16 protein-coding genes are annotated in these 14198 nt (G+C 37.4%); 10 read left to right on the plus strand and 6 right to left on the minus strand.

The annotated features are described in order from the left end of the window. Positions 1-43: 43 nt before the first annotated feature. A complete protein-coding gene (locus TASI_RS06485; protein ID WP_044978137.1) occupies positions 44-781 on the plus strand; it encodes a 16S rRNA (uracil(1498)-N(3))-methyltransferase in 738 nt (245 codons plus the stop codon). Here TASI_RS06485 and TASI_RS06490 read toward each other — a convergent pair. Together TASI_RS06490 and TASI_RS06495 are read right to left on the minus strand one after the other, a co-directional pair. Next, positions 759-1241: a barstar family protein gene (locus TASI_RS06490; protein WP_014111967.1), complete on the minus strand. Its 483-nt coding sequence runs from the start codon at positions 1239-1241 to the stop codon at positions 759-761. The genes TASI_RS06485 and TASI_RS06490 overlap by 23 nt on opposite strands. 72 nt (positions 1242-1313) lie before the next feature. Continuing rightward, positions 1314-2165: a hypothetical protein gene (locus tag TASI_RS06495; protein ID WP_228359737.1), complete on the minus strand. Its 852-nt coding sequence runs from the start codon at positions 2163-2165 to the stop codon at positions 1314-1316. Positions 2166-2273: 108 nt separating this feature from the next. Between TASI_RS06495 and ubiD the strand changes: the two genes are divergently transcribed. Further along, a complete protein-coding gene (ubiD, locus tag TASI_RS06500) occupies positions 2274-3800 on the plus strand; it encodes a 4-hydroxy-3-polyprenylbenzoate decarboxylase (RefSeq protein WP_014111969.1) in 1527 nt (508 codons plus the stop codon). A 38-nt stretch (positions 3801-3838) separates the two neighbouring features. On the opposite strand, the gene TASI_RS06505 is transcribed toward ubiD, so the two are convergent. The 4 genes from TASI_RS06505 to upp all read right to left on the minus strand — a co-directional run bounded on the left by TASI_RS06505 (position 3839) and on the right by upp (position 5731). Further along, entirely contained in the window at positions 3839-4156 is a 318-nt protein-coding gene (locus tag TASI_RS06505) for a hypothetical protein (protein ID WP_014111970.1), read from the minus strand. After that, a complete protein-coding gene (locus TASI_RS06510; protein WP_014111971.1) occupies positions 4149-4565 on the minus strand; it encodes a phage holin family protein in 417 nt (138 codons plus the stop codon). The genes TASI_RS06505 and TASI_RS06510 overlap by 8 nt, the downstream gene beginning before the upstream one ends. A 79-nt stretch (positions 4566-4644) precedes the next feature. Further along, positions 4645-4962: an ElaB/YgaM/YqjD family protein gene (locus tag TASI_RS06515; RefSeq protein ID WP_014111972.1), complete on the minus strand. Its 318-nt coding sequence runs from the start codon at positions 4960-4962 to the stop codon at positions 4645-4647. 130 nt (positions 4963-5092) lie between these two features. Further along, positions 5093-5731, minus strand: a complete 639-nt coding sequence (gene upp / locus TASI_RS06520; protein ID WP_014111973.1) for a uracil phosphoribosyltransferase — start codon at positions 5729-5731, stop codon at positions 5093-5095. 85 nt (positions 5732-5816) lie between these two features. On the opposite strand from upp, the gene queA reads away from it, so the two are divergent. From queA to ybeY, 8 genes are read left to right on the plus strand one after another with little or no spacing between them, the layout of a single operon-like run. Next, positions 5817-6869 (plus strand): tRNA preQ1(34) S-adenosylmethionine ribosyltransferase-isomerase QueA, encoded by a 1053-nt coding sequence (gene queA / locus TASI_RS06525; RefSeq protein ID WP_014111974.1) that lies wholly within the window; start codon positions 5817-5819, stop codon positions 6867-6869. 5 nt (positions 6870-6874) lie between these two features. After that, on the plus strand, positions 6875-8020 hold the full coding sequence (tgt, locus tag TASI_RS06530) for a tRNA guanosine(34) transglycosylase Tgt (protein ID WP_014111975.1): 1146 nt from the start codon (positions 6875-6877) through the stop codon (positions 8018-8020). Between the two features lie 54 nt (positions 8021-8074). Beyond that, on the plus strand, positions 8075-8425 hold the full coding sequence (yajC, locus tag TASI_RS06535; RefSeq protein ID WP_014111976.1) for a preprotein translocase subunit YajC: 351 nt from the start codon (positions 8075-8077) through the stop codon (positions 8423-8425). A gap of 2 nt (positions 8426-8427) precedes the next feature. Continuing rightward, on the plus strand, positions 8428-10320 hold the full coding sequence (gene secD, locus TASI_RS06540; RefSeq protein WP_014111977.1) for a protein translocase subunit SecD: 1893 nt from the start codon (positions 8428-8430) through the stop codon (positions 10318-10320). 9 nt (positions 10321-10329) lie between these two features. After that, positions 10330-11262, plus strand: coding sequence for a protein translocase subunit SecF (secF, locus tag TASI_RS06545; protein ID WP_014111978.1), 933 nt, complete (start codon positions 10330-10332; stop codon positions 11260-11262). Between the two features lie 3 nt (positions 11263-11265). Further along, positions 11266-12675, plus strand: coding sequence for a tRNA (N6-isopentenyl adenosine(37)-C2)-methylthiotransferase MiaB (gene miaB, locus TASI_RS06550; RefSeq protein WP_014111979.1), 1410 nt, complete (start codon positions 11266-11268; stop codon positions 12673-12675). 3 nt (positions 12676-12678) lie between these two features. Continuing rightward, positions 12679-13707, plus strand: coding sequence for a PhoH family protein (locus tag TASI_RS06555; RefSeq protein ID WP_014111980.1), 1029 nt, complete (start codon positions 12679-12681; stop codon positions 13705-13707). Between the two features lie 2 nt (positions 13708-13709). Next, a complete protein-coding gene (gene ybeY / locus TASI_RS06560) occupies positions 13710-14162 on the plus strand; it encodes an rRNA maturation RNase YbeY (RefSeq protein ID WP_014111981.1) in 453 nt (150 codons plus the stop codon). Positions 14163-14198 lie beyond the last annotated feature (36 nt).

The raw sequence follows: 14198 nt of genomic DNA on the forward strand, positions 1-14198 counted from the left end.
AATGCGTATAATTTTAACACTTGGAAAAATATAACTACTCTTAATGCTAACACCCCGTTTTTTTTGTCCATTGCCTCTTGAAATTGGCTCTCAGTCTAAGCTTCCGAAAGAAATTTCAACTCATGCAGGTCGCTCCCTTAGACTTAAGGAAGGTACAAAAATATCTCTTTTTGATGGCAATAATCTCGAATTCCACGGTCCCATTGCCTTCATAAATGGCGATGCCTTTTTCACACCAGAGTATAAGTTTGAAATTTCAAGGGAGTTAAGTATTAAATTAGGCTTAGCTCAAGCTTTATCGACTGCTGATAAGATGGATTTTGTTATTGAAAAAGCCGTGGAATTGGGTGTAAGTGAATTTTACCCAATCATTGCCAAACGCTCAGTATTAAAAATCAGTCCGGATAGATTAAATAAAAAAATGGACCACTGGAGAAAAATCATTATCTCAGCTTCAGAGCAATGTGGTAGAAACATACTAATGAAAATTAATGAACCGCAGTCTATAGAGAATTTTTTAAAATCCTCTAGTGGATGCAAATGTTTTGTAGCCGAACCCGATTCTCTAAATACACTTATTTCGGAAAGTTCAGTCAATGATATTCAAAGCTCGATAATTTGCATCGGCCCCGAGGGAGGTTGGGATAGGACAGAAATAGATCTTTTTTCTAAATCTAATTCGAAATTAATTAATCTAGGGGAAAGGATTTTAAGGACAGAGACAGCGGGCCTTATGGCTATAAGTGCGTGGCTAGCACTTATTCAGAGTCGTCTTCAGTAAAATTACCTGCGTATCTCTCAGGCTCAACACCAGGTTCTGGGGCACTATGTTGGCCCGCATGGTCAATAAAGAAAATAAAGGTCTTATTAATTTTTTTTGCGTAGCTGCAAGTCTCTTTTAATATCTTAATAATCTGCTTAGTATCTGAAGATAGTTCTGGGTCACCAGTATGAAGTTGAGTAAACCATAATACATACCCTATTTCTTGCTCATCTAAAGTTTCAGTTAAGCAATCTGCCAGTGCATCCAAATCTTTTCCGAAGAAAACTGGATAATCTACCGATTTAGATATCGCTCTTAAAATAGCCGAAAGATTTCTTGCCCTCGAACAATCACATTCATAACAGGACAAGCCCGCATTTGAAGCAGCCTCAAAGATTTCATCCTTAGATTCTAAATAGCTAGCTGGGAGCTCTGCCGATTTAGACATAACCTTAGAGAAATCAACTTTTTTTACCATTTATAGCCTCGAGAACTGCTGAAATTTGTAATTTCGAAATTAAATAGCAAGATAAGCCTTATGTCAATAGCTTTAAAGCATTCTGTTACGAATTTCGCAAAATTCATCTTCATATTGAAATATTCCCTGAGGATCAATAATTTCCTTCAACTCCATTAAATCTATGGGATTTATCTTGAATTCTTGCTCCTCATCCTCGCTGGTTACTATATTTTTAGGGGAAATCTTTTTAGGTGGCAATGCCTTTATATAAAATCTCTGCCCCCAGATATATGAACCCCTTTGACCTAAAAACACTCTGCAAAGATTTATATCGGATATATTTTTAAATAGACTATCAAATCGCAATTCATCAGGCCAAACTGGACTAACTAATAATTCTGTTACTTCAAAAGTTTGTGAAATTTTAAATAATTCGGGGATGCTTTTATTAAGTAATGCATTTCCTAAAGCAATATTAGAATTCAAACCAAATCCGCCTAAGCGAGCTGTCATTGCGTTAGAAAAAATAGTATCAATCTCCATTAGTCCAGATGTGATTGAATAATATGGTCTAGAGTCGTGAAATGAAGGTTCATTAAACCACTGGCTTAGATTAAGTTCAGGTGGAACAAACTCAAACTGGTTAAAGCCTTTTTCAAATAAATCACCACAAAGACAAGTGAAATCTGCAACACATACACCCTCTGAAACAAAATCTGGAGTGGAATTGTTATTTACTTTAACCAACAAAATAGGCCTACCAGACACAGAATCAATATCTACCAATTTGTCGTATAAAAAAGCCACTTGGTGATCAGCACAAATAGAGATTAATGTTTGAGCTAGATTAGGATTTTTGATTTCTATGCATGCAATTTGAAGTTCAGTGTCTATTAATTTAATGTCCGAAAATGTAAGTCTCTGAACTCTATGTAAAAACATTTCCCAATTTGTTTTGGGAACAATTCCTTTCTTACCGAATTTAAAAAAATCCCTTCTGCGCATGATTTCAATTAATATAGAGAAATCTAAAAGTTACTAAGTATAAATATGAAATATAAAGATTTACGCGATTTTTTAAATCAACTTGAAAAACGAAATGCGTTAAAGAATATTAACACCACAGTTTCTACAAATCTTGAAATAACAGAAATCAGTGATAGGTGTTTACGCAATGGTGGTCCCGCACTTATTTTTCATAATGCAGCACATAATTCTAAACCAGCAAAAATGCCTATTCTTACAAATTTATTTGGCACCCCTGAAAGAGTAGCTTGGGGTATGGGTGCTGAGGATCTTTCTGCGTTGCGTGATGTTGGCATTCTTTTGTCTGATTTAAGAGAACCTCAGGCTCCTAGCGGTTTGAAAGATGCTTTTAGCAAAGTGTCTATGTTGAAATCTGCTTTATGGGATATGCAAGCTAAGAAAATTTCAAAGCCTGAATGTCAGCAAATCGTTCTTGAGGGCGATGAAGTTGATCTTGAGAGCCTTCCAATTCAAACATGTTGGCCAGGTGATATTGCACCCCTTATTACCTGGGGATTAGTCATTACTAAAGGTCCTCGTGCAAAACGGCAAAATATTGGCATTTATAGGCAGCAACTTTTAGGCCGTAATAAACTGATTATGAGATGGATGGACCACAGAGGTGGTGCTTTAGATTTTCGTGATTTTAGAATCGCCAATCCTGGACAACCATTTCCAATAAGTGTGGCTTTAGGTGCGGACCCAGCAACTATTCTTGCTGCTGTTACGCCAATCCCAGATAGCCTATCAGAATATCAATTTGCAGGCCTTTTAAGAGGCTCAAGAACTGAACTTTCAAAATCAATTGGAAATGATCTACAAGTCCCAGCAAGTGCTGAGATTGTATTGGAAGGTCATATATTGCCAACTTCTCATCCTAATGCTTGCGAAGAGTATGTTTTAGATGGCTATGACTATGAAATGGCACTTGAAGGACCTTATGGAGATCACACTGGTTACTATAACGAGCAAGAATGGTTTCCTGTCTTTACTGTGGATAGAATCACTATGCGTGAAAATCCAATCTATCACAGCACATACACAGGTAAACCACCTGATGAACCCGCTGTATTAGGATTAGCTCTAAATGAGGTGTTTATTCCATTGCTCCAGAAAACTTTTCCAGAAATTATTGATTTCTACCTCCCACCAGAGGGATGTAGTTATCGTGTTGCTGTCGTATCGATTAGAAAACAATATGCTGGCCATGCTAAAAGGGTAATGTTCGGGATATGGAGTGTTTTAAGGCAATTTATGTACACGAAATTTATTATTGTGGTAGATGAGGATGTAGATACTAGGGACTGGAAAGAAGTAATCTGGGCTGTTAGTACACGTATGGACCCAGTAAGAGATGCTGTAATGGTTGAAAACACTCCGATTGACTATCTTGATTTTGCCTCCCCTGTTTCTGGATTAGGTGGCAAACTAGGAATTGACGCCACTAATAAATGGCCAGGAGAAACCGATAGAGAATGGGGAAGACCGATTATTATGGATGAATCGGTGAAAAAGAAAATTGATAAATTGTGGCCAGAAATCTTTGACTAAAATAAATATGGCTCCTAATAGGAGCCATATATAGTAGTTTATTTAAAGCGTTTAGAGATAAACCAAGATGCAACACCAAGTGCAACTGTTCTTAGAAGACGATTTTTAGTTTTAGCTAAATTTAGTAGACCTTTAGCTATTCCAACACTTATACGTGGATTTCTACCTAACCAAGAAAACGCACCTGAAGCATCTGGAAGAGCTGAGGAAACTAAATTTCTACCACGTGCCATTACATAGTCTGCAATAACTTCAGGATCAAGATTATCTCTTAATTTATAAAACCCATTAACTACTTGACGACGATCGATATTAGCCTGAACTGCTAATGCTTCGAGTTTGGCTTTATTATCCATTTATCTTTCCTCCGTCTGAAGTCAGAATATCCATAGATGTTGGAAATTCAGGATGATCCTTAAAATATTCCACATCTTCTTTTAATGTTTTAATCGTGTACTCAAAAGTTGGAGCTTTAATTAAAGCACTAACTCTATTAATTGCAATATAAGCTATCACAAAATATAGAATAGGTAACAAGCAAACTACCCAATTACGATATTCAGTCTCCCAAGTAAGGAGAATTATCGCAAAAGATAGGAGAGTAAGACCTAATAATGCAAAAATTAAAGATGCAACTCCCCAAACCAATGCTTGAGTCACCTGTGCTCTTGCTTGAGTAAGTTCAACACCAAAAATCTTACCCCTAGTTTCGGTGTAAGTTATGAAGCTATTAATTAGCTGAGCGATAGTTTGACGTAAATGCATAATTTTGATTTTGATAGAGTAAAAAGCAGATGGGTTTCCCCACCTGCTTAGGGGAAAATTAATGTGAGGTACCAACGAATTATTTGCGGCCGATGATAATACCTAAAAGAAGAGCAGCAACACCAACAGTACCTACTGCACGCCAAGGATTATCTTGAACGTAGTCATCAGTTTTCTTAACTGCATCACGAGTAGTATCAACAACTTTTTGTTTGCCTTCTTCAAATGCAGATTGAGCATTAGAAAGAAGATCTTTAACTTTCATACGAATTTCCTCAGCTTTTTTTCCAGTTTCTTTAGTTGCTTCTTTAAGTAAACCTTCAGCATCAGCTACAGTTTTACGTAGAGCATCTAACATTTCTTCTTCAGTTTTGCTTGCGTCATTTTTAGTTGACATAGTATTCTCCCAATAGTTTTTGGCTGTGATTAGCCCGTAAAGTCTAATGATAAACCTTCAAGTAGTGAAAAATTATTACAATGCGAGGTTAAATGTTACAGAATATGACAAGTAATAGACAAAAAATTACTCAATCTTCTTTTTGACGAGTTCCAAATATTCTATCCCCAGCATCTCCTAATCCTGGAATAATATATCCGTGCTCATTAAGCTTCTCATCAATAGATGCAGTAAAGATATCAATATCAGGGTGTTTGCTAATAACTCGTTCAATACCTTCAGGAGCACTAACAAGAGTTAATACACGAATTTCTCTACAACCCATAGCCTTAAGCATATCAATAGCAGCTATTAATGTGCCACCAGTAGCTAACATAGGGTCAATTATTAAAGCGAATCTCTGGTCTAAATCACCTACTAATTTTTTAAGGTAGGTGGCAGCTTCTAGAGTTTCTTCATTTCTTGCTATGCCAATGGCTGAAACTTTAGCGCTTGGTATAAGACTTAATACGCCATTAAGCATACCAATACCAGCTCTTAAAATAGGCACAACTGTTACTTTCTTACCTGCTAATTTTTTAGTACTTACAGGACCACACCACCCTGAGACTTCACAATCTTCTAAAAGGCAGTCTCTTGTAGCTTCATAAGTTAGCAAAATGGCTATTTCTTCTGCAAGCTCACGAAAACTCTTAGTATCTAAATCTACATTACGCATAAGTCCAATTTTGTGCTGAACTAAAGGGTGCTTAATTTCATGAACTGCCATGTAAAATTCCTCTAAAAATTTGCGTTATTTTATCACGAGCAATCCATTCATCTAATTTATAATTTAGGATTCATTAGGGTTAAAAATGTATAAAAATGTCTATAAAAAGGAGGATTTTTTCTACGAACTTCCTCCAGAAAGAATTGCTCAAAGACCTACAAAACATAGAACTGAAAGTAGATTGCTCCACGTTAAGCCAGATGGAACGTGGGCCGACTTGGCATTTCCACAAATAAAAAGCTTATTAAGAATAAACGACCTTCTAATTTTTAATAATACTCGTGTAATTAAGGCCAGATTATTTGGTCAAAAGTCAACAGGCGGAAAAATTGAGTGTTTGATAGAAAGAGTTGTAAGCCCAAATCGAGCCGTTGTTCATTTGCGATTTAGCAAAAGACCACAAAATGGATCTAATTTGCTATTTGGAGAAGGTGTGCAAGCACTAGTAGTTGAGCAAGATTCAGATGAATTTACATTGGAATTTTCAGAACCAGTGATGGAAGTGTTAGAGAGGATAGGACAGTTACCATTGCCACCATATATAAAGCATAATCCAGATGAATTTGATTATGAGCGGTATCAAACTGTATATGCTTCTAGAGAAGGAGCTATTGCTGCACCAACAGCCGGTTTGCACTTCGATGATAAGCTTTTAGAAGAAATTAAGTCACTTGGAGTTCAAGAGACTATGGTCACATTGCATGTTGGTTCTGGTACTTTTAAGCCAGTGATTACTAGTGACCTAAATGACCATGTGATGCATTCTGAGTGGTTTGAAGTTACGTCTGAGACGTGCGATGCTATTGCTGAATGCAGGAAATCAGGAGGTCGTGTAATTGCAGTAGGTACTACAAGTGTGAGAGCGATTGAGTCTGCAGCTGCATTGGCTGGAATGACCGAAGAAGGTGCTCCTAAGCCATTCACAGGTGATACAAAATTATTTATTACTCCTGGTTATGAACCTCTTGTGATTGATGGGATGATTACTAATTTTCATTTGCCAGAATCAACATTGCTTATGTTAGTTGCAAGCTGGATGGGTTTTGAAACCATGCACAAAGTTTATAAGCATGCTGTTGAAGCAGAATACAGATTTTTCAGTTATGGCGATGCCATGTATATCGAACCTAATTTCTAATAATTATGCTTGAATCAAAATTTAAATTTGAAGTTTTAAAAACACAAGGCAAAGCTAGAAGAGCAACCATGACTTTAAACCATGGTGCTGTTCAGACACCTATGTTTATGCCTGTTGGCACTTATGGATGTGTTAAAGCCATGCTTCCAAGTGATTTAAAGGAAGTGGGCTCTCAAGTTATATTGGGAAATACTTTTCATCTATGGCTTAGACCAGGTACTGAAGTAATTGAAAAACATGGCGGCTTGCATGGATTTATGAATTGGGATCAGCCTATTTTGACGGATTCAGGTGGGTTTCAAGTATTTAGTCTCTCAGACTTAAGAAGCAAAATATATGAGGAAGGCGTTAAATTTTCATCTCCAATTGACGGAGCAAAATTATTCCTTACTCCAGAAGAGTCTATGAGAATTCAAAAGTCATTGAATTCTGATATTGTTATGGTGTTCGATGAGTGTACCCCCTATTTAATTAAAGATAGACCAGCTACTCACGAGGAGGCTGCTAAATCTATGCGTATGTCCCTAAGATGGGCTAAAAGATCTAAAACTGCTTTTGAAGAGCTACGAAACCCAAATGCTTTGTTTGGTATTGTGCAAGGTGGAATGTATGATGATTTAAGGATTGAATCCCTTCACGGTCTAAAAGAAATAGGATTTCATGGATACGCCATAGGGGGCTTGTCCGTGGGGGAACCCAAAGAAGAAATGAACCGCATTATTGAATTTTTAGCACATCAGCTACCTGAAGATGCACCTAGATATTTGATGGGTGTTGGGACTCCTGAGGATTTAGTCTATGGTGTTGCACATGGGATAGATATGTTTGATTGCGTTATGCCTACAAGAAACGCAAGAAATGGAACATTGTTCACTAGATACGGGGATCTAAAAATTCGCAACGCACGTTACAAAGATGATATGCGACCGGTCGACCCGTCATTGCCACCTAATACAAGTAGTAAATTTAGTCGTGCATATCTTCATCATCTACAAAAAACAAACGAAATAAGCGGATCTCGTCTAAATACAATTCATAATTTAATGTTTTATTTACATATTATGAAAGAGATGCGAGAAGCCATAGAATTAGGCTCTTTTACAGAGTGGGTGGCTAAATTCCACGAAGACCGAGCTAGGGGCATTGAATAATTACAAAAAGGCTACAATATACGGTTAACGATATAAAAAATAACGGAGAATTTAATGTTTAACGACTTACTGATTGCTACTTTTAATCAAGCGGCAGCACCTGCAAACCAATCACTGGCAGGCACTATTACAGGCCTACTTCCAATGATTTTGATGTTTGGTGTGTTGTGGTTTTTACTTGTTAGACCTCAAATGAAACGTCAAAAAGAACACCGCAAAATGGTTGAGTCTCTAGCTGTAGGACATGAAGTAATTACTACTGGTGGTATTTTAGGAAAAGTAACCCACATTACCGACAACTATATCACTTTAGATATAAGCAAAGGTGAGCAACCTGCAGAAATTCTTCTTCAACGTGTAGCTGTAGCTGCAGTTTTACCTAAAGGCACTATCAAAGATCTATAAGAATGAATCGTTACCCTCTTTGGAAATATTTAATTGTCCTATTTGCATTATTGTTTGGCCTCACGTATACATTGCCAAATATATTTGGACAAACAGTAGCTGTACAAATTTCAAGTACTAATGTAACTAAGAAAGTTGACCAAAACTTACTTAACTTCGCTGAGCAAACTCTAAAGCAAGCGAATATTCCGTTTGAGAATTCTGTTATTCAAGCTAATGGCCCTAACAACAATACTATTAGGATAAGATTTAACAGTCCAAATGAGCAGATTCAAGCTAGGGGCGTTTTAGAGAAGGCTTTAAATCCGAACCCAGAAGAACCTAACTATGTTGTAGCCCTTAATTTATTGTCAGCGACTCCAACTTGGCTCACTTCATTAGGGGCTAATCCTATGGCATTAGGTCTAGATTTGCGAGGCGGTGTGCATTTCCTACTTCAAGTGGACATGAAGGGTGCATTGAATTCTAGATACAACTCATTGACTACGGAATTGCGCACCTTTCTTAGAGACGGAAAGGTTTCATTTGAATCTATCCAATTAGAGGGAACTGAGATTAAAGCGGTATTTTCTTCTGAAGAACAGGCCGCAAAGGCTCAAAGTATTATTCGAAAAAGACTACCTGAGTTAACTTCTGAACTATCAGAAACGGGCGGTAAATTTGTATTAGTTAATTCAATATCCCCAACTGAAATTGATAGAGTACAGGATACGGCTTTAAAACAAAATATCGTTACCCTACATAATAGGATTAATGAGCTTGGCGTAGCAGAGCCTATTATTCAACAACAAGGAAATGATCGTATTGTTGTACAACTTCCTGGTGTGCAGGATATCGCAAAGGCAAAAGATATATTAGGTAGGACCGCAACTTTGGAGTTGCGTTTAGTAGATGATAGCCCTAACGCGCTAGCCTCTCTCTCATCTGGAGTAGTGCCATTTGGTTTAGAGAGATTCAAAGACAGCGACGGGAGGGATATTCTACTGCGTCGTCAAGTTATTCTTACTGGAGAAAACTTAGAAGATGCTCAATCGGGTAGAGATCCTCAAAAACAAATCCCAACAGTAAATCTTACTTTAGATAGCAAGGGCTCTCGTATTTTTAGAGATGTAACTCGAGACAATATCAATAAAAGAATGGCCATTGTATTATTCGAAAAAGGCAAGGGTCAAGTTGTAACCGCCCCTGTTATTCGAGACGAAATACCTAATGGTCAAGTTCAGATTTCAGGGAATATGACTCCGACCGAAGCAGCTGATATTGCATTACTACTTAGAGCTGGTTCTTTGGCAGCTCCCATGAGCATTATTGAAGAGAGGACTATCGGCCCTAGTTTAGGTGAAGAAAATATTAGAAAAGGCTTCCGCTCAACTTGGGTTGGATTTTTGATTATCGCTGTTTTTATGATTATGTATTATCGTTTAATCGGTGTGTTTTCTACGATAGGGCTAGCGTTTAACGTACTTTTACTGATTGCAGTACTTTCATTGATACAAGCGACATTGACATTGCCAGGTATTGCAGCGATTGCCCTCACCTTAGGTATGGCCATTGACGCCAACGTGCTAATTAATGAGAGGATTCGTGAGGAACTTCGTGAAGGAGCAAACCCTCAACAGGCTATAAATATAGGTTTTGAAAAAGCATGGGGTACGATATTTGACTCTAACATTACGTCTCTAATCGTGGGTCTAGCATTATTAGCATTTAGCGGCCCAGGCCCAATTCGTGGATTTGCAGTTGTGCACGTATTAGGTATTTTGACTTCCATGTTCTCTGCTGTTGTAGGAGTTAGAGCACTTGTTAATCTTTGGTATGGACGCAAGAAAAAACTCAAAAGCATTTCCATCGGTACTGTATGGAAACCTAAAAATAATAAAGAATTAAAGGCATAGGGGACAAATATGGAATTTTTCAAAATACATAAAACCATCCCTTTTATGAAGCATGCACTGATTCTAAATATAATCAGTCTGGTTTTATTTTTGCTGGCAGTTTTCTTTATTGCTACTAGGGGTTTTAACCTTTCTATTGAATTTACGGGTGGTACTCTCGTTGAAGCGAAATACGATAAGCCTGCCGATCTAGAAGGTATTCGTAAATCAATCGGAGGATTGTATTCCGACTTTCAAGTTCAGAACTTTGGTTCTGCTGAAGATGTATTAATTCGCTTACCTATTGTTGAAGGAAAAAATACCACTCAACAAAGTCAGGAAATATTATCTGCTCTTAAATCTCAAGATCCTAGTGTTTCTTTGACTCGGGTAGAGTTTGTAGGTCCTCAAATCGGTAATGAACTTTATACAAATGGGTTACTAGCATTTTTCTTTGTAATTGTTGGTATATGCGTATATTTGGCATTTCGATTCGAATGGAAATTCTCTATTTCTGGTGTTGTGGCAAATGTTCATGATGTCATAATAATCCTTGGGTTTTTTGCATTCTTCCAGTGGGAATTTTCTCTTACTGTACTAGCTGCAATTCTCGCAGTGTTGGGTTACTCAGTGAACGAATCTGTAGTTGTTATGGATAGGATACGTGAGAATTTCCGAAAGCAAAGAAAAGCTTCAGTAGTTGAGATTATTAATAGTTCTATTACTCAAACCATATCAAGAACTATAATTACTCACGGATCTACTCAGATTATGGTACTTTCTATGTTCTTCTTGGGTGGTCCGTCCCTACACTACTTTTCACTGGCCTTAACCATAGGTATTTGGTTTGGTATTTATTCTTCTATTTTCGTAGCAGCAGCTGTCGCTATGTGGCTAGGTATCAAAAGAGAAGACATGGTTAAACCTGTTAAGAAACAAACTGACGAACAATTAGTACCCTAACTGATGCAAGAAGTTAATTTAAAACGGTCAACTAAAGCAGAATCGGCTAATCAATTTATTGAAGAAAAGCCGATTCATTTTCCTGCTCACGCTAAAAAACTATACATTAAGACTTTTGGCTGCCAGATGAATGAGTACGATTCAGAAAAGATGGCCGACGTTTTAAATGCAGAAAAAGGTTTGGAACTAACCGACAATCCTGAAGAAGCAGATGTTATCTTGCTTAATACATGTTCTATTAGAGAGAAGGCACAGGAGAAGGTTTTTTCTGATTTAGGTCGTATAAATTTACTGAAAAAGAAAAAACCCGATTTACTTATCGGTGTGGGAGGATGTGTTGCAAGCCAAGAAGGTGCCACTATTCTTCAAAGAGCCCCTTATGTGGATATAGTTTTCGGACCACAAACTCTTCACAGATTACCTGAACTGATTGAGCAAAAAGAGTCAACTGGACGTGCACAAGTTGACGTGTCATTTCCAGAAATAGAAAAATTTGATCATTTACCCCCTGCCCGTGTAAATGGTCCGACTGCTTATGTATCTATTATGGAGGGCTGCAGTAAATATTGTTCATACTGTGTTGTTCCATATACTCGGGGTGAAGAAATCTCAAGACCGCTTGAGGATGTTTTAGTAGAAGTAGCGGATTTAGCCGATCAAGGCGTAAAAGAAATCAATCTTCTTGGTCAAAACGTTAATGCTTATCGCGGAAGTGTCGGAGAGCAAGGAGAAATCGCTGATTTTGCGATGCTTTTAGAACTTATACATGAAATTCCAGGTGTTGAAAGAATACGTTATATTACATCTCATCCCAAAGAGATGACTAAACGCTTAATTGAAGCACACGGGAAGCTTCCAAAACTTGTTCCATTTCTTCATTTACCAGTTCAAGCTGGTAGTGATAGAGTTTTGGCTGCCATGAAACGTGGATATACTTCTCTTGAATATAAATCAGTTGTTAGAAATCTCTATAAAGTCAGACCTGATTTAACTCTATCATCTGATTTTATTGTTGGATTCCCTGGAGAAACCGAGGAAGATTTTGAAGCTACTCTCAAATTGATTAAAGATTTAAATATAGATACTTCATTCTCATTTATTTACTCACGAAGACCGGGCACACCCGCAGCAGATTTACCTGATGATACCCCTTATGAAGTTAAGTTAGAGAGACTTCAAAGACTACAAGCCCTTGTAAATAAACAAGCTAGAGCATTTAGCGAAAAAATGCTTGGAACTAATCAAAAAGTATTGGTTGAAGGATTCTCAAAAAGAGACTCTGAAGAATTAATGGGACGTACTGAAAATAATAGAATTGTTAACTTCAAAGGACCCGATTCACTAGTTGGCCAAATGGTCACAGTTAAAATTACTGATATATACACCAATTCTCTTAGAGGGGAGTTTGTTTAAATTATGAGTAAAAGCATTAATATTACTCTTGAGGGGGACAATACTCATTTAGCCAATTTTCTTGGCCCTCTTGATGAGAATTTAATGCAAATAGGTGCCGCTTTTAATGCAAAAGTTGCACGCTCAGGTAATCGAGTAATCGTAACTGGAGACTTTGCTGATGAATGCAAAAAGGTTGTCGAAAAATTCTTCCGTCTTGCACGTCATAAGCCATTAGATCTAGAAGAAGTTCAATTGGGTCTTGTTGAAGAGATAACCTCAAACCCAAACATACCTGTTAGTGATAGTCATTTTTCAAATTATTATGAAGAAGAATTAGATGATACTTCCACAGAACTTTCTATCACCGATGAAAATGAACTTTATTTTCTAAGAACTAGRAAAAAAGACCTTAAACCTAGAACACCTAGACAAAAAGAATATATCCATAAAATTTTGCATAATGATATTAGCTTTGGTGTTGGGCCTGCAGGTACAGGAAAAACATGGCTTGCAGTGGCTTGTGCCGTCGATGCTTTGGAAAGAGATCAAGTCGAGAGAATTATTCTAACAAGACCAGCGGTTGAAGCAGGTGAAAGATTAGGATTTCTTCCGGGCGATTTAGCAAGCAAGGTAGACCCTTACCTAAGACCTTTGTATGACGCCCTATATGACTTAATGGGATTTGATAAAGTTCAAAAACTTTTCGAAAAGCAAATTATAGAAATTGCACCTCTTGCATATATGCGAGGAAGAACATTAAATCGAGCTTTCGTAATTTTGGATGAGGCTCAGAATACATTGCCAGAACAGATGAAGATGTTTTTGACTCGCATTGGATTTGGAAGTAAAGCAGTAATTACGGGCGATCCGAGTCAAGTCGACTTGCAGCGAGGTCAAAGAAGCGGTCTAACCCATGCATTGGGCGTTCTTAAAAAAGTGGAAGGCATTACTTTTACTCATTTTACGAGCCGTGATGTTGTGCGACATCATTTAGTTGCTAGAATCGTGGAGGCATATGCATATCACGAAAAATATAAATCTGACAAATAGCCATGCTTAATCTATCTGTACAGTATGTCGTGCCATTTGAGGAATTAAAACGTCAAACCATTCGTTCATGGGTATTAAAAGCTCTTAAAAAAGCTCACGAATATTTTGAATTTGAATCGGCCCAAATTAATTTAAGATTTGTAGATGCATTAGAAGCTCAAGAATTAAATAAGACCTATCGGTCTAAAGATTACGTACCCAATATACTTACCTTTGACTATGGAGTCGATGCACTAGATGTTCTAAGAGCTGATATTGTGATATGCAAGGAGGTGTTATTGCGTGAAGCTTTAGAGCAAGGCAAAACAACAACACAGCACGCATGCCATTTGGTGATTCATGGTGTTTTACACGCATGTGGCTTTGACCATATAGATGAACAGATGGCAATGCAAATGGAAACCCTCGAATCTGAGTTAGTCATGTCGTTTGGATTCCCTCATCCATATAATTAGATTGCTAAAAATATCCAGTTTTCCCCCATTGTCACT

The organism is Taylorella asinigenitalis MCE3 (genome assembly GCF_000226625.1).
GTDB lineage: Bacteria > Pseudomonadota > Gammaproteobacteria > Burkholderiales > Burkholderiaceae_B > Taylorella > Taylorella asinigenitalis.